The sequence below is a fragment of the Rheinheimera sp. D18 genome (assembly GCF_004345025.1).
Lineage (GTDB): Bacteria > Pseudomonadota > Gammaproteobacteria > Enterobacterales > Alteromonadaceae > Alishewanella > Alishewanella metallidurans.
This window is the reverse complement of sequence record NZ_CP037745.1, coordinates 2,496,416-2,512,064: the sequence shown is the minus strand read 5'-3', so window position 1 is coordinate 2,512,064 and position 15,649 is coordinate 2,496,416. Positions and strand designations below refer to the sequence as shown.

The 15,649-nt window shown below is 43.5% G+C and carries 15 protein-coding genes; 14 read left to right on the top strand and 1 reads right to left on the bottom strand.

What is annotated here, in order from left to right; all coding sequences use genetic code 11:
• The first annotated feature begins 252 nt into the window (after window positions 1-252).
• The 13 genes from E0Z06_RS11840 to E0Z06_RS11780 all read left to right on the top strand — a co-directional run bounded on the left by E0Z06_RS11840 (window position 253) and on the right by E0Z06_RS11780 (window position 12,368).
• Window positions 253-1,470 carry an aspartate aminotransferase family protein gene (locus E0Z06_RS11840; RefSeq protein ID WP_132584934.1) on the top strand — a complete coding sequence of 406 codons (1,218 nt, stop codon included), beginning with the start codon at window positions 253-255 and terminating at the stop codon, window positions 1,468-1,470.
• Window positions 1,471-1,574: 104 nt separating this feature from the next.
• The gene (astA, locus tag E0Z06_RS11835) at window positions 1,575-2,591 is read left to right on the top strand and encodes an arginine N-succinyltransferase (protein ID WP_132584932.1); all 1,017 of its coding nucleotides are present in this window, start codon (window positions 1,575-1,577) and stop codon (window positions 2,589-2,591) included.
• A gap of 30 nt (window positions 2,592-2,621) precedes the next feature.
• A complete protein-coding gene (gene astD, locus E0Z06_RS11830; protein ID WP_132584930.1) occupies window positions 2,622-4,091 on the top strand; it encodes a succinylglutamate-semialdehyde dehydrogenase in 1,470 nt (489 codons plus the stop codon).
• Between the two features lie 118 nt (window positions 4,092-4,209).
• Window positions 4,210-4,557 (top strand): DUF3802 family protein, encoded by a 348-nt coding sequence (locus tag E0Z06_RS11825; RefSeq protein ID WP_132584928.1) that lies wholly within the window; start codon window positions 4,210-4,212, stop codon window positions 4,555-4,557.
• 85 nt (window positions 4,558-4,642) lie between these two features.
• Window positions 4,643-5,071, top strand: a complete 429-nt coding sequence (locus tag E0Z06_RS11820; protein ID WP_132584926.1) for an OsmC family protein — start codon at window positions 4,643-4,645, stop codon at window positions 5,069-5,071.
• A 55-nt stretch (window positions 5,072-5,126) separates the two neighbouring features.
• The gene (speD, locus tag E0Z06_RS11815; protein WP_132584924.1) at window positions 5,127-5,933 is read left to right on the top strand and encodes an adenosylmethionine decarboxylase; all 807 of its coding nucleotides are present in this window, start codon (window positions 5,127-5,129) and stop codon (window positions 5,931-5,933) included.
• A 3-nt stretch (window positions 5,934-5,936) separates the two neighbouring features.
• Complete coding sequence (gene dusA / locus E0Z06_RS11810) at window positions 5,937-6,932, top strand: tRNA dihydrouridine(20/20a) synthase DusA (RefSeq protein WP_132584922.1); 996 nt, start codon at window positions 5,937-5,939, stop codon at window positions 6,930-6,932.
• Window positions 6,933-7,110: 178 nt separating this feature from the next.
• On the top strand, window positions 7,111-7,383 hold the full coding sequence (locus E0Z06_RS11805; protein WP_132584920.1) for a hypothetical protein: 273 nt from the start codon (window positions 7,111-7,113) through the stop codon (window positions 7,381-7,383).
• A gap of 222 nt (window positions 7,384-7,605) precedes the next feature.
• Entirely contained in the window at window positions 7,606-7,803 is a 198-nt protein-coding gene (locus E0Z06_RS11800) for a PspC domain-containing protein (protein WP_132584918.1), read from the top strand.
• 89 nt (window positions 7,804-7,892) lie between these two features.
• The gene (locus tag E0Z06_RS11795) at window positions 7,893-8,324 is read left to right on the top strand and encodes a copper chaperone PCu(A)C (protein ID WP_132584916.1); all 432 of its coding nucleotides are present in this window, start codon (window positions 7,893-7,895) and stop codon (window positions 8,322-8,324) included.
• A 10-nt stretch (window positions 8,325-8,334) separates the two neighbouring features.
• Window positions 8,335-9,312, top strand: coding sequence for a DUF2333 family protein (locus E0Z06_RS11790; protein WP_132584914.1), 978 nt, complete (start codon window positions 8,335-8,337; stop codon window positions 9,310-9,312).
• A gap of 8 nt (window positions 9,313-9,320) precedes the next feature.
• Entirely contained in the window at window positions 9,321-10,076 is a 756-nt protein-coding gene (locus tag E0Z06_RS11785) for a TIGR04219 family outer membrane beta-barrel protein (protein ID WP_132584912.1), read from the top strand.
• A gap of 141 nt (window positions 10,077-10,217) precedes the next feature.
• Entirely contained in the window at window positions 10,218-12,368 is a 2,151-nt protein-coding gene (locus E0Z06_RS11780; protein WP_132584910.1) for a hybrid sensor histidine kinase/response regulator, read from the top strand.
• Here the strand turns inward: E0Z06_RS11780 and E0Z06_RS11775 are convergent.
• Complete coding sequence (locus E0Z06_RS11775) at window positions 12,336-13,238, bottom strand: TIGR03899 family protein (RefSeq protein WP_132584908.1); 903 nt, start codon at window positions 13,236-13,238, stop codon at window positions 12,336-12,338. The genes E0Z06_RS11780 and E0Z06_RS11775 overlap by 33 nt on opposite strands.
• 161 nt (window positions 13,239-13,399) lie before the next feature.
• Here E0Z06_RS11775 and E0Z06_RS11770 point away from each other — a divergent pair, with 161 nt between their 5' ends.
• Window positions 13,400-15,622 (top strand): EAL domain-containing protein, encoded by a 2,223-nt coding sequence (locus E0Z06_RS11770; RefSeq protein WP_132584906.1) that lies wholly within the window; start codon window positions 13,400-13,402, stop codon window positions 15,620-15,622.
• Window positions 15,623-15,649 lie beyond the last annotated feature (27 nt).

Here is a 15,649-nt window from a genome sequence, read left to right as displayed (position 1 = left end):
CATGCACTTTTTATAAAACATCAGGTTTTAAGCCGGTATTCATGCAAATACCTGTAGTAGCCTTAGGCAAGTAAATGCAGCTCGCTCTAAATAGCCTATCTATACCTGCTTACTTATTCAGTAAGTATGCAAATCTATCCGTAACCCCTGTCATTTCTATATTTACGGTCTTGCCGCAGGCAAGACAGCCTTAGTTGGATCTGTAATAATGCCTGATAATAAAGCAATAACTAGATAACAAAGGATCCTCGTATGACCACCCCGCTTCAGGTAACTCGCGAATTGTTTGATGACGTTATGGTACCTAACTATGCGCCAGCAGGCATTATACCGGTAAAGGGCAAAAGCTCTCGGGTGTGGGATCAACAAGGCCGCGAATATATCGACTTTGCTGGGGGTATTGCGGTTAGCAGTTTGGGGCATTGTCACCCGGCTTTGGTTAAGGCAATACAGCAGCAAGCTGAACAGCTTTGGCATTTAAGTAACGTAATGACCAACGAGCCTGCACTGCGCTTAGCAAAAAAATTGGTTGACGCCACCTTTGCCGAAAAAGTGTATTTTGCTAATTCAGGCGCGGAAGCTAACGAGGCCGCGTTCAAGCTAGCCAGACGCTGGGCACTAGATAAATTTGGTGCAGAAAAAGATCAGATTATTTCTTTTAGTAAAAGCTTTCACGGCCGTACTTTTTTTACTGTTACAGTAGGTGGCCAAGCTGCTTATTCTGATGGTTTTGGCCCTAAACCAGGCGCAGTTTTACATGCTGAGTTTAACAATTTAGCTAGTGTTAAAGCATTAATATCTGAGCATACCTGTGCGGTAGTTTTAGAACCGATACAAGGCGAGGGTGGTATTATTCCGGCCACAACCGAGTTTATGCAAGGTGTGCGTGAGCTGTGTAATCAACATAATGCCCTACTTATTATGGACGAAGTGCAAACAGGCGTAGGCCGCACTGGTAAGCTTTACGCCTATATGCATTACGGTGTAACCCCGGATATTCTTACTACGGCTAAATCGTTAGGGGGCGGTTTTCCTATTGGTGCTATGCTAACCACCACAGATATTGCCAGCCATTTAAAAGTGGGCACACACGGCAGTACTTATGGTGGCAACCCGCTAGCCTGTGCGGTGGCTGAGGCAGTTTTAGACACGGTTAACCAGCCTAATGTTATGGCACAAGTATTAAGCAATGAGCAGTTATTTCGCCAGCAACTTAAGGCAATTAATGAAAAGTACCAGGTGTTTAGCGAAATTCGTGGCCAAGGCATGTTACTCGGTGCGGTGTTAAATAATCAATATAAGGGCCGTGCTCGTGAGTTTTTCTTAGCCTCGGCTGAGCAGGGTTTAATGGCGCTAGTAGCCGGGGTTGATGTGGTGCGCTTTGCGCCCTCATTGGTTATTACCCCAGATGAGATTACCGCCGGTATGCAGCGTTTTGAGCAGGCAGTAAAGCAGGTTATTGGCGTATAACCTTTAATTTTCGTCATAAATTTAAGCAGCAATAAACACTGTATAACATGAAGCCATGGGGTAATTTTGCCCCAAACAATAAAGCAAAATTGGAGTAAGCGACGATGATGGTGATTCGCCCAATCCGTGCAGATGATTACCCCGCCTTATATGGTATTGCGGTGGAATCGGGGCATGGTTTTACTTCACTACCGGTAAATGACGAGCTATTGATGCGCAAGATCACCCGCTCGGAACAGTCATTCAGCAAGGTCGTTAGCCAGCCAGGTGATGAAGGCTATCTCTTTGTATTAGAAGATACCACCACTGGTGAAATTTGTGGTACCAGCGCAATAGAAGCCGCAGTAGGGCTTGAAGATGCGTTTTACCATTACCATTTAGGTAAGGTGGTACATAGTTCGCGCTCGCTGGGTGTATATAAAACCGTAGACATATTAACCTTGTGCAATGACTACACTGGTGTCAGTGAGTTGTGTACATTGTTTTTACGAGAAAACCGCCGTGAGAAAAATAACGGTCGGTTATTATCAAAGATGCGATTTTTATTTTTAGCTGAGTTTTCATCACGTTTTGCTGATCGGGTTATTGCCGAAATGCGCGGTGTATCTGAAAGTGATGGTAGCTCACCGTTTTGGCAGTGGTTGCAAGAACATTTTTTTAGTGTTGATTTCCCTACAGCAGATTATCTAACCGGCATTGGCCAGAAGGTGTTTATCGCTGAACTGATGCCGAAATATCCTATTTATGTTAGCTTGCTCAGCAAGAAAGCTCAGGCGGTAATTGGTGAAGTGCACGAACAAACTAAACCTGCGCTTGCGCTGTTACGCTCGGAAGGTTTTTCTAATCGGGGCTATGTCGATATTTTTGATGCTGGCCCTACGGTTGAAGCTCGGGTAGAGCATATTCGCTCAGTGCGTAATAGCCAGCGTTTACAAGTGCAAATAGGCACAGTTACGCAAGGCCAACCCTTTTTAATTAGTAACACTAAGTTGGCAGATTATCGTGCTACCTGGTTAGCGTTAGATATAAATGAATATAGCGAACAGGTTGTTATACCCGCTGCGGTAGCTGAGGCATTGCAAGTGGCTGCAGGTGACTGGGTAAGAGTAACCCGTATTTAAACGGCAAGCTGAATTTAACAGAGGTATTTAATGAAACACGCGGAACAATTTATTAACGGCCAATGGTTGCAAGGTGAAGGCAGTGTATTTAACTCACTAGATCCGGCAAAAAACGTGCAAATTTGGCAGGGTCATGCGGCCACTGCCAATCAGGTCGATATGGCGGTACAAAGTGCTCGCCAAGCGCAATATCACTGGGCCGGTTTAAGTTTTGAACAGCGTGTTGCCATAGTCAAAAAATTTGCTGAATTGCTAACAGAAAATAAAGAAGCTATGGCGTTATCAGTAGCGCAAGAAACAGGTAAAGCCCTGTGGGAAGCGCGTACCGAAATTGGCGCAATGATTGGTAAAATTGATATTTCAGTACGCGCTTACCAAGAACGTACCGGTAGCAAAGAAAATCCCATGCCACAGGGTAAAGCCTTTATTCGTCACAAACCTCATGGCGTAGTTGCTGTATTTGGCCCTTATAATTTCCCAGGTCATTTACCCAATGGGCACATTGTTCCAGCGTTATTGGCAGGAAATGCGGTGTTGTTTAAGCCATCAGAATTAACGCCAAAGGTAGCGGAAGACACCATGAAGCTATGGCAGCAGGCCGGCATTCCAGCAGGCGTATTAAATTTATTACAAGGTGAAGTAGACACCGGCAAAGCCATTGCAGGCCATGATGGCGTTGATGGTATTTTCTTTACCGGTAGCTCGCGCACTGGCCATTATTTACACCAGCAATTTGCTGGCCGTCCAGATAAAATTTTAGCCTTAGAAATGGGCGGTAACAATCCGCTGATTGTGCAAGACGTTAGTAACATTGATGCCGCAGTGCACGATATTGTGCAATCAGCGTTTATCTCTTCTGGTCAACGCTGTACTTGTGCCCGTAAATTATATTTACCGGTTGGCGCCCAAGGTGACGCGATTTTAGCGCGCCTGTTAGAGGTAAGCCGAAACATTACCGTGGGTATTTATGATGCAGCAGCACAGCCTTTTATGGGCTCAATGATTTCGGTTGCTGCAGCCAAGGGCATGCTGGCGGTGCAACAACAGCTGGTTGAGCTAGGTGGCAAGGTACTTTTAGAAATGCGTCATTTAGATGAAAGCACAGCATTGGTTACACCGGGTATTATTGAATGCTCTAACGTAACTGATTTTCCAGACGATGAGCATTTCGGCCCGCTGTTAAAAGTATTCCGTTTTACTGATTTTGACCAAGCAATTGATAGTGCCAACCGTACTCGATTTGGTTTATCGGCAGGCCTGTTAAGCGACAGCGCTGAGTTATATCAGCATTTCTTCCGTCGTATCCGCGCTGGTATAGTTAACTGGAACCGGCCAATAACTGGCGCTAGTTCTGCCGCACCTTTTGGTGGTATCGGCGCAAGTGGTAACCACAGAGCCAGCGCTTATTATGCTGCTGACTATTGCGCGTATCCAGTGGCATCGGTTGAACTAGAGCAAGTGGTGATGCCTGAACAGCTGTCACCAGGTTTAACGTTCTAAGCGAATAAAAAATAAATCTTATCGGGGCCTACGCCCCGATTTGTTTTATTTGTGTTATTTTGCTTAAATAACGATAACTTATTGGTGTTTCTTACCGCAGATCGGGTGTAAGCAAGTTATGGTCACAGACAAACCAGGATACGAACACTTGATCCAGTTTTTGACTGAGCATTTATCCTTGTTTGAAGCAACGGGTAATGGCGAGGGCAAGAAAACCATTGGCGAACTGCTTGAAGAGTCTATTGCTGAGCAAATCATCGCACTTTGTACTCAGCACACCGAGCTAGAAATAAATCACCGCAGTATGATTATTCGTGAAGTTGATGGCATCATGTATGACTTTCAGGAAGTGCTCGCTAGCGTGTTAGAAAAAAACGCCACTAACCAACAAGCTGAACTTATTAATGAAGTTTCGTTACTAATCAAAAATTTATTCGACAATGCTATTGCCGATTTACTCGATTAGCTCCCACCCTGATAACAAATAGGCTAGATACCCTCGCTGCTTTTCCGTAGAATAGTCTCTTTATTTTTAGAAATAGGGGGCGGTAATGGAAGCAAGCGTCAAGTGGCAAGATAACAACACCTTTATTGGTCGTTCTGGCAGTGGTCATGCTGTAGTCTTTGATGGCAATAGTAGTGATAGTTGCGCGCCCAGCCCTATGGAAATGGTATTAATGGCCGCGGGAGCATGCTCCTCGGTTGACGTCGTTAGTATTTTGCAAAAAGCCCGTCAGCAAGTCGTAGACTGCGAAGTAAAGCTAAGCGCAGAGCGCGCTGAAACTATTCCTAAAGTGTTTACCAAAATACATCTGCATTTTGAAGTAACCGGTTTTAACCTAAGTGAAAAGCAGGTTGAACGAGCAGTGCAGTTGTCAGCTGATAAATATTGTTCAGTATCAATAATGCTATCGGGTAGTGTTGCAGTAACGCATTCCTTTAGTGTTAAGGCTTCAGATTTAAAGCCAACAGCAGAATAAACCAGAGTAATTTAATTTATAACCGGTGAGCGGTTTTTAGCGGAGAGCGTGTTAAGTGGTAAAGCCTTTTGAAAAATTGAAACTACACGGGTTTAATAACCTGACCAAAAGCCTGAGTTTCAGTCTTTATGACATTTGCTATGCTAAAACCGAGCAGCACCGGCAAGAATATATTGAATATATTGATGAGCAGTATAATGCGGATCGCCTTACCGATATCTTAACCGAAGTTACTGATATTATTGGCGCCAATATTTTAAACGTTGCACGCCAAGATTATGATCCGCAAGGCGCCAGCGTAACTATATTAGTAAGTGAAGAGCCAATACTGGTCGACCCTGATAACTCAGAAAACCCAGGCCCGCGCCCTGACGCTGTAGTAGCGCATTTAGATAAAAGCCATATCTGTGTACATACCTACCCAGAAGTGCATCCGCATGACGGTATTTGTACCTTTCGTGCCGATATCGAAGTGTCTACCTGCGGTATTATCTCGCCGTTAAAAGCGCTGAATTTTTTAATTCACAGTTTTGAATCTGACATTGTGACTATTGATTATCGTGTACGCGGTTTTACCCGTGATATCAGTGGTACCAAGCACTACATTGACCATCCTATTTCATCAATTCAAAATTTTATGGATGAAGATACCAAGCGTGCTTTCCAGATGATCGACGTAAACGTTTACCAAGATAATCTGTTTCATACCAAAATGATGTTAAAAGAAGCCGACCTAAACAATTATTTGTTTGGTATGGGCACCGACTCTATGACAGCAGAAGAGCAAAAAACCATTAGCAAAAAGGTATTTCGTGAAATGCGCGAAGTGTTTTACGGCCGCAACCTGCCTGATATGAAGTAATTAATGACCTCTTTAGTACAAACTGATCATAAGTTTTCTATTGCGCCCATGCTGGATTGGACTGATCGGCATTGCCGTTATTTTCACCGGTTGTTAACTCAGCATGCGGTGCTTTATACCGAGATGGTTACTACTGGGGCTATTATTCATGGCAGTGGGGATTATTTAGCGTTTAATACCCAAGAGCACCCGGTGGTGTTGCAATTGGGTGGGTCTAACCCAGCTGATATGGCGCATTGTGCTAAGTTGGCTGAGCAGCGCGGCTATGATGCGGTAAATATTAACGTTGGTTGCCCGTCAGACCGGGTGCAAAACGGCATGTTTGGCGCGTGCTTAATGGCACAACCGCAACTGGTAGCTGATTGCGTTAAAGCGATGCAAGACGTTGTTAGCATTCCTATTACCGTGAAAACCCGCATTGGTATTGATGACTCAGATGATTATCAGTTCTTACAAGATTTTGTTGCTACAACAGCGGCAGCAGGTTGCCAGCAATTTATTGTGCATGCGCGCAAGGCGTGGCTTAAGGGCTTGAGCCCCAAAGAGAATCGCGAAGTTCCGCCGTTAAACTATGCGCGGGTGTATCAATTAAAGCGCGAGTTTCCACAGCTAAATATCAGTATTAATGGCGGTATTAAAACGCTTGAGCAAGTGCAGCAGCAGTTGCTGCATTTAGATGGTGTAATGGTGGGGCGCGAAGCCTACACCAATCCAATGTTATTAAGTGCGGTGGACGAGCTAATTTATGGTGCTACTGGCACCGTTCGAACGCCGCAGCAGGTGGTGCTAGAGATGTTGCCGTACATCGAGCAACAAATGTGCGAGGGCGCGCGTTTTTGGCACATTGCACGGCACATGCTGGGCTTATTTCAAGGACTACCAGGTGCACGACAATGGCGACGCTTGCTGAGCGAGCAGGGGCATTTAAGCACGGCTACACCTGAGTTATTGCTACAGGCGTTGGCAAAAATCACTCCAGTAGCGGAATTGACTACCTAGTTAGCTAATTTAACCACATTTTAGTTTTCAGATAAAAGGCGAGCCGATGCAAAACGGCTCGCCTTTTTTGTTTTTAAATTTAATCAATGAGTTACGTGTTTTTTCATGGTTGGCACAGCACTTGAAACACCTAGTGTGTAATGCAGTAAATTGAGCTAACTATTTTAAGGACATAATAATGAAAGCACTTACTACACTTTTGCTTACCACTACTTTCGCTGCAAGCATTTATAGCACAGCAATATCGGCTAATGAACTATCTGAACAGATGCGTTCAGTGGCAAGCGTGCAACTTATCGAACTGCGCCATAGCATGCTACTAGATGTTAAATTAGCGCTAACAAAAACAGCTAACGAGTTAAATAGCCGGTTGGCTAAAACACCAGATAGTGCAGTGCGTCAGATGCTGGCTTATAAAGCAGACCAGCCATTGCAGCGCGCGGCTAAGTAAACCGTGCTCGTGTCATCTAGCTGGTTATTGCTGATTTTTTTAAGCCCTGCGCTAAGTATTTTGTCAGCGATGCTGTTGTGGCAGTGGCTTGCACCGTTAACGGAGTAAAAGGAATGAGCTGGATAAGCACTGAATTACTCACTTTTACGCTATTCATTGTATTGATGTGGATAGCAAAAAAAAATAATACACCTTATGACAACACAACCGGAGACTATACAAATGGCAACTTATGATACTAACCGTTGGTACTGCGCAAGAGCCTATCGCAAAGTTGCCGGAGTATGCGCTGGTTTTGCTGGTTATTATCAACAACCGCGGTGGTTAATTCGGTTACTCGCTATTGTATTGTTGCTGCTATTTCCAACCGCCATAATAGTCGCCTACTTGGTTGCTGCGGTTGTTTTGCCAGACCGTTAAACGGTATTACAAATATTGATTTACGTTACAGGCTGTGCGGTTAGCGAAACTGGTGTAATATAAGACAGTGACTTTCAAGGGGAAATAACATGCGATTATTTTTTACTGCCTTGCTGTTTTTAAGTGCCAGTGCATTTGCCACAACCGAGAGCGCTGTAACTGGCGATAGTGGGCAAGTGCGTTTGCCAATGCCTGGTCGCACGGTTACTGCGGCATATTTTACACTGCATAATAGTTCAGCCCAAGACCAAGTTCTCGTTGGCGCAACAACACCGGCGTTTGCGCGCGCTGAGTTGCATCAACATAGCCATAAAGACGGCATGATGCGTATGGAACAAGTTGAGCAAATAGTTATAACAGCCGGAAACAGCATTGCGCTTGCACCCGGTGGTTTACATTTAATGTTATTTGAACCGGTTAGCAGCCTAAGCATTGGTCAATCAATAGATGTTGTATTACAGTTTGCTAATGGCCAGCAGTTAACGCTGTCATTGCCCGTAGTGGCAATGCCGAAACGTTAAAGGATATAAAATGTTAAATAAAAAAATCATTGGTGCGCTACTCGCGCTAGTGTTGGTGCTGTTTTATATAACGGGTTGGTGGGTGAGCCAAGAGCCAGATATGCTGGTTGATGAAATTAAACAAAGTCGACAGCAACTTGGCAACGACGCGATGATTGGTTATAGCACCACAACGGCGTTGATAAGGGTAAGTGAAACCTTATTAGATAAGCGCGGTGGTTATATCTCGAATGATATTATGCCGCCGTTTGTGTTTTTAGATAATATGCCAGCATGGGAATTAGGCGTGCTAGAAATGTCGCGCGACCTAGCGCTAGCATTACGTAAAGACTTCAGCCGCTCGCAGTCACAATCTACAGAAAACGTACATTTAAAACTGGCGCAACCGATGTTTAATATTGATCATCGTAATTGGGCTATTCCCAGTGCTGAGTCTGAATACCGTAAAGCTATTGCTAAACTGTATTTGTATCGCACTGAATTGGCCGATCCTGCCAAACCTGACAGCCAATTTTATGCCCGTGCCGATAATTTACGCGATTGGTTAAATGCGGTACAAAAACGTCTTGGTAGTTATTCTCAGCGTTTAAGCGCCAGTGTTGGTCAAGACAGGGTGAACACCGATTTAGCTGGTGAAACTTCAGCACGCCAGTCAACTAATGTAGCTGACAGTTCAATGGTAAAAACCAGTTGGTGGAAACTAGATGACGAGTTTTACGAAGCGCGAGGCGCAAGTTGGGCGTTATTACATTTTTTAAAAGCCATTGAGACTGATTTTGCGGATGTACTACAACGAAAAAATGCCATGGTGAGTTTACGCCAAATTATTCGTGAACTTGAGGCTACGCAACAAACTATTTGGAGCCCAATGATACTTAATGGTAGTGGCTTTGGCTTAATGGCGAATCACAGTTTGGTGATGGCGAATTATATTTCTCGGGCAAATGCGGCGCTTATCGATTTGTCTGAATTATTAACACAAGGGTAAAACACAGTATGAAAAAAACAGCATTAATATTGTCGCTAAGCAGTATCTTGTTAAGTAGTGCGGTTAGCGCCGATACATTGCTTGGTTTGTATATAGGTGCCGATGGTTGGAACGCAGCAACCAAAGGTAGCTTTGCCGATACTGGCGCAATGCAGCAGTTTAAGTTTGATGATAAAACGCAAACGTCATTTTATGTTGCGCTAGAGCATCCTATTCCTTTATTACCTAATATTCGCTTGCAGCATAATAAACTGGAAGCCAGTGGCGTAACCACGCTTGATGCTAATTTTAGTTTTGCTGATAGCGGCTTTCTTGCTGGTAGCCAAGTTAATAATCAGGTTGATTTAACTAACACTGATTATGTTTTGTATTATGAAATTCTTGATAACGATCTGGTTAGCTTAGACTTTGGCGTTAATGGCAAATACATTAAGGGCAGTGTTGGTGTATCGCAAACAGCAGGCAACCTTGCTGGGGTGCAAAATGTATCACAAATTATCCCTATGCTTTACACATCGGCTAACGTTGGTTTGCCGTTAACTGGCCTTGACCTGTTTGCGCAAGGTAGTTTTGTATCCTATAGCGGTAGCCGCTTGTATGATGTACAAGCAGGCATTGGTTATGCGCTGTTAGATAATTTAGCAGTTGATATGCGTTTAAAAGCAGGCTATCGAGCAGTTAATTTAAGGCTTGATGATATCGATGATCTGTATGCCGATCTCGATTTTACTGGTGTTTTTGTCGGTGTAGAGTTTCATTTTTAATTTACTGGTGCGTTGCGGCTCACTGCAGCGCACCTGATATTATTACCGCATAGTTACCTTGTTACACTAATCGAATAGCTTTATAGTTACCGCATCCTTAATGGTTCAGGTTTAATTTTGCCCAATTATTTTCGGCAGATAATGCTGCCATGGTTAATTGCACTTATTGCTATGGCATCATTTATTGGGCTGTGGTTTAAATTTGAAGCAGAAACCCAACAACATATTCAAATTGAACAGATGGCTGCAATGTTGCAGTCTAGTATTCAACCATTACTAAAAACAAAAGATACCGAACTATTAAAGGCGCAGTTAAATAATCTACGTTATACCAGTGCCGTGCCTTTAAATGCCATTGCTATTTATAATCAGCAACATCAGGTGCTTGTCACGACAGACGCCATTGGCGTAGTTAAAAATTTCACTTATAGCCAACCTGTTCATTCATTTTCTATACAGTCTTACGCCAATCAGCTATTAGCACTACAGCCACTTAATACTCAAGATGTTACCAATGGCAGTAAAAGCAGTAACGCATACTTAGAGCCGCATTATCTGTTACTGGTATTTGAACCAGTAATTGGGCTTGGGGATTGGTTGCCGCCCATTGGTATTGTGGGCTTAATCGGCCTCGTCGTGCTGATGATGCTGCAAAAGCATCTAATGCAATTGGCACAGCGTCAACATACCGATGTTAGTTTAATTGTGCACAAACTAAATCAACTATGCCACGGCCAGCTTAATGTTAAACTTAACGAAGAGTTGGTACCGGAATTAGTGATTTTAAAGCCAGCGTTAAATCGGCTAAGCCAATATCAATCGGAAATAATCATAGCAGCGGAACAAACCAACCAACAATTGCAGCAGCAGCTTGAGCAAGTGCAACAGCAGTGTGAGCAAATTCAGCAGCAATATTCTGCATTGCAGTTACAGTGTTCGTCGTCTGAACAGTTGATACAAAACCGTTTGTTTAGCTTGCAGCAAATACGGCAGCATGCCGAATTAAGTGATAACGAATTAACCGAGCATCTGTTAGCGCAAATACGATTACTAAAGCTAGAGCTTGGCACTGCTAAAGAGCCACCGCAGCAGTTTAAACTGTCTACCTTTCTTGCTGATCAGCGCTCTGTACTGCAGCAATTATGTAGTAGTAAAGCGATAGAGCTTCAGTTATTTGAAACGGCTGATAATTTAAGCTACGAAATTAGTTTTTCATCTGCACACTTAGCAATGTTGCTGGTAACTATGGCACAAATAGCCAGTAGAGCTAAGTCTGTTTCTGATCTAACCTTGCGCGTACAGCTTAAGGTTAGCCAGTCTGATATTGCCTTACATCTTAGTATTACCGGAAATGGTGATGGTATTTCATCAAGGATCCGGCAGTTGTTAGCTGGTGATGACACCCGCTCATTGCAGTGGCATGAGAGTGACGTTGGTATTCTGATCGTATTAATGCGGCAATTACAAGCAAGCTTGACGATACAGTCTTTAGAAGGGCTAGGTTGCACAATTGCCCTAGTTTTACCTGTAACCGACGCAGTTGCACTAGTACCAACTAAAGTGCCTCATCTCTTACTATGTGATCAGCAGCATGCCAGCCTTGTAGAGCGAGCTGAAGGCTTAACACCGCTTGCCGAACAGTTGGCACAATGTACTAACTTAGCCGAGCTAGAACGAGCGGCTAAGCAGTTTTCTTATGACACTGCGGTTATTATGTTGCCGGAGCCTGCAGAGTTGTCGCAGTGGCGAGAGCAGTTGCAGTGGCTTAGTCGGCAACCTGGCCGTGTACTCTGTTATGCCTCTGCCGCGCAATTGCCAGTATGGCGTGAGGCGTTACAGCTAGAAGTAAGATCCAATCCATTTTGTCTTGATGATCTGCGCTTAACGGCGCCGACAACGCCAAGTCATCCTAGTTTGTTAGTAGTCGACGACAATGCAACTAACCTTGCGTTTGTACAAGTATTGTTAAAAGACCAACCAGTACAACTTTATACCGCTAGCTGTGGTATTGACGCCCTAAAGCTATGTCAACAGTATACTTTTGATACTATTCTACTGGATATACAACTACCTGATATTGCTGGAACAGAGGTCGCTAAGCAATTACGCCAGCTACCTGCCTATCTGCATACGCCAATACTGGCGTTTACCGCTCATGCGCTAGAAGAGGAAGTAAATGCGTTTGTTAGTGCGGGTATGAATGACGTAATTTTTAAGCCACTGGAAGCGACAAAGCTAGACTTAATCTTGCGTTGGTGTTTAATCGGAAAAGCTAACAATACCGACCAGTAATTGTTTAAGGGCATCTAAATACTGCTGGTTTGGCTGAGTGCTTAATAGCGGTAATAACTCAGCGCCGCTGGCGGTATATTTATAATATTGTAGCACCACATTTTTACTGCTGATGGTACCAATGATATTCAGATGTTGGTATTGCCAGTTTAGAGCCTGGCCAATAGGCAACTCGCCGCTTTCAATTTCAGAGCTGTGTAACAAACCTATATCAATTAGGCTTAGTATTTGTGTGTAGCTTAAACCAAATTGATTAAGATTTAATACGGCTCGGCTGCGGCCGGTTAATACCCGCCATAATGACGGCCGGTGGCTATAACCAAAATAGATACGTGCGGTGGGGTCTTGCCGCGTACGGCAACTCAAATTCGCCGCTTGTTGCAGTGCTAGTGCTTCTTTAAAGCTCATACGTTTTAACGTATGTAGTGTTTTTAATGAAAACTTGCCTGGGCTGGCAATTTCGCCAGCCAAAATCTTGGCCCATAGCTGTTGCATACTAAAATTAGAAATATCTAGTGTTAGATCACAAAACTGCTGAAACCAATCAGGGTCAATATCCTGTGTTGACACATATTCCGGGCAGTACTCTAGCGCTAGCGCCATAATACGCTCAAGATTTTGTTGCTGCCGTTCTAGCTGCATTTGTATGCGCCGTTCAGCGCGCTGTGTTAACGTTAACCCCGCATATCCCGTTGCCACACTCGCGCCAGAGCGCGCAGATAGTTGACGATGCTTATCGCTAAATTGCCCTTGCTCTGAGTTGGTGCTTTTCCCTGCGGCTTCTACCGGTGGTATAACCGCACTACCAAACTGCGATTTAGCCAGTTGCTGTAAGCGCTGTTGGCCAGTTAGGGTATTTATTTTGGTCATTACAATGTTATCCACTAGACAGCAATGAGAATAGTCGTGTTGTTGCACTAATTTGTCGCAAGTAACACTATAAGGCTTGCTCAAAATAAAATATGTTATAACTTACCCTTATGCAAACTAAGCATGTATATTTAATGAGAATCATTATTTAAGGTTGAGTTATGGCATCATTGGATACGGATGAAGATTTTCTGTTTTTAGCAGAGGATGATCCCGCAGGGTCAGCTATAGAGCAGACGTTGGGTGAATGGCATCTGTTGATCGTTGATGATGACGAAGAAATACACACCGTTACTAAGTTGGCGCTGAACGATTTAGTGGTTATGGGACGACAGTTGGTATTTCATCATGCTTATTCTGGTAAAACCGCAATAGAGTTTTTGCGTGTAAACCCACAAATTGCCTTGGTGCTGCTAGACGTAGTGATGGAGTCTGATGATGCTGGGCTAAAGGTAGTACGCCAGATCCGTGACGAGCTGTGTATGGAAGAGCTGCGTATTGTACTACGCACCGGCCAACCGGGTTATGCGCCAGAAGAAAGTGTCATTAAAGAATATGATATTAATGACTATAAAACGAAAACCGAATTAACCCGCAGTAAGTTAGTTACCTCAATAATTGCTTCTTTACGTTCGTATCAGCAAATTCGTACTATTAACCAGAGCCGTCGCGGCTTACAAAAAATAATCAACGCTGGCGCCAATTTACTGGAACAGCACTCTTTACATGAATTTTCTGAGGGTGTGGTTACGCAAATATCGTCGTTAATAGGTTTACATGCTGAAGGCGTACTTTGTGCACAAATTGAAGATGATGGTACCGCTAGCGAAAATATTTATGTACTAGGTGCGGCAGGGCAGTTTGCGCCCTATATTAAATGCCAACTTAACCGGTTAGATAACATACGTATTGTTAACCAAATTACTCAATGCTTACAAAGCCGCCAGCATATATTCACTGATCTAGATACCGTGCTTTATCTGGGTAATGATAAACATAGTGCGGCAGTTTATATTGAAACAAATCGGCCAGTAGAGGCCCTTGATCGTCAGCTAATAGAGGTTTTTTTAACCAATATTTCAATTGGTTATGAAAATGTAACGTTGTTTCAGCAACTTAAACATGCGGCTTATATTGACCCTCTAACCAAAACGCCAAATCGAAACGAATTTATTCAGATCTTACAAGACACCAGGCGCTACGAGGCAGAAAACAACATTGCGGTGTTAATTGATGTTGATCACTTTTCTGATGTGAATGATGGCTTAGGCCAAGATGTTGGCAATGAATTATTGATCGCCATTACTTTTCGCTTAATTGAATATTTTGGTGAAACATGCCAGCTAGGGCGCATTGGCGCTGATGTATTTGGTGTGGTAGGGCCAGAAAGTGAGCTTACACCAGAGCGTTTAAATGCGGTGTTTAACGAACCCTTTCATGCCTCTGAGTATACGCTGCAAGTTAATGCTACCTTTGGCCTTTGTCGGTTAACTGATAGTGCCGAGCAAGGGTTAATTATTTTAAAGCATGTTTATATAGCACTAAATAAAGCCAAAAAGCGGTTAGGGTTTAATTATCAGTATTACACCGCTGATATGGAAGAAGAGATGGCAGAGCGTTTAGCTATGCTCAGAATGCTGCGACATGACTTTTTTAACGACCGCTTGGAGTTGTGGTATCAACCGCAGATTGAACTGGCTAGTCAGCGCATGGTTGGTATGGAAGCGCTACTGCGCTGGCCACAGGCGAATGGTCAATTTATTTCTCCTGCGGTGTTTATTCCATTAGCTGAATATTCTGGGCTAATTATAGATATTGGCAACTGGGTATTAGAGCAAGCCTGCTTACATATTAAGGCCTTGGAGAAACAAGGTTATACCGGTTTAAGAATCGCCGTAAATGTGTCTATGCCGCAGTTTCGAAATCATGGTTTTGTACAATCAGTTATCGATTGTGTGAATCGATACCAGGTTAAACCGGAATACCTTGAATTGGAAATTACCGAGTCGGTGGTAATGGATGAGCCAAAAATGGTGATTGATGCATTACAGAAGTTGAAAAGCTTTGGTATTAAAGTCGCAATTGACGATTTTGGTATTGGTTTTTCATCGTTGAGTTATTTACAACAGCTACCGTTAGACCGAATTAAAATTGATCGGGCGTTTATTCGCGACCTCGATTTAACTGCGGGTGAAGTCATTACCGAAACCATTATAAATTTGGGTAAGCGTCTGCAGTTATTTACTATTGCAGAGGGCGTAGAGAACAAAGCGCAGGAACAGGCATTAAAATTAATGGGCTGTGATGAGGTGCAGGGCTTTATGTACGCTAAACCGATGCCGCCTGCAGAGTTACTGCATTATTTACAACAACAAAAGCAATAGTAAAAAACCGCCATTGGCGGTTTTTTT

Coding starts and splice junctions, on each gene's coding strand:
- E0Z06_RS11795 (WP_132584916.1), top strand. CDS start 7,893: ATGCGATTATTTTTTACTGCCTTGCTGTTTTTAAGTGCCAGTGCATTT.
- E0Z06_RS11825 (WP_132584928.1), top strand. CDS start 4,210: ATGGTCACAGACAAACCAGGATACGAACACTTGATCCAGTTTTTGACT.
- E0Z06_RS11775 (WP_132584908.1), bottom strand. CDS start 13,238: ATGACCAAAATAAATACCCTAACTGGCCAACAGCGCTTACAGCAACTG.
- E0Z06_RS11800 (WP_132584918.1), top strand. CDS start 7,606: ATGGCAACTTATGATACTAACCGTTGGTACTGCGCAAGAGCCTATCGC.
- E0Z06_RS11785 (WP_132584912.1), top strand. CDS start 9,321: ATGAAAAAAACAGCATTAATATTGTCGCTAAGCAGTATCTTGTTAAGT.
- astA (WP_132584932.1), top strand. CDS start 1,575: ATGATGGTGATTCGCCCAATCCGTGCAGATGATTACCCCGCCTTATAT.
- E0Z06_RS11780 (WP_132584910.1), top strand. CDS start 10,218: ATGCTGCCATGGTTAATTGCACTTATTGCTATGGCATCATTTATTGGG.
- E0Z06_RS11840 (WP_132584934.1), top strand. CDS start 253: ATGACCACCCCGCTTCAGGTAACTCGCGAATTGTTTGATGACGTTATG.
- dusA (WP_132584922.1), top strand. CDS start 5,937: ATGACCTCTTTAGTACAAACTGATCATAAGTTTTCTATTGCGCCCATG.
- astD (WP_132584930.1), top strand. CDS start 2,622: ATGAAACACGCGGAACAATTTATTAACGGCCAATGGTTGCAAGGTGAA.
- E0Z06_RS11770 (WP_132584906.1), top strand. CDS start 13,400: ATGGCATCATTGGATACGGATGAAGATTTTCTGTTTTTAGCAGAGGAT.
- E0Z06_RS11820 (WP_132584926.1), top strand. CDS start 4,643: ATGGAAGCAAGCGTCAAGTGGCAAGATAACAACACCTTTATTGGTCGT.
- E0Z06_RS11790 (WP_132584914.1), top strand. CDS start 8,335: ATGTTAAATAAAAAAATCATTGGTGCGCTACTCGCGCTAGTGTTGGTG.
- E0Z06_RS11805 (WP_132584920.1), top strand. CDS start 7,111: ATGAAAGCACTTACTACACTTTTGCTTACCACTACTTTCGCTGCAAGC.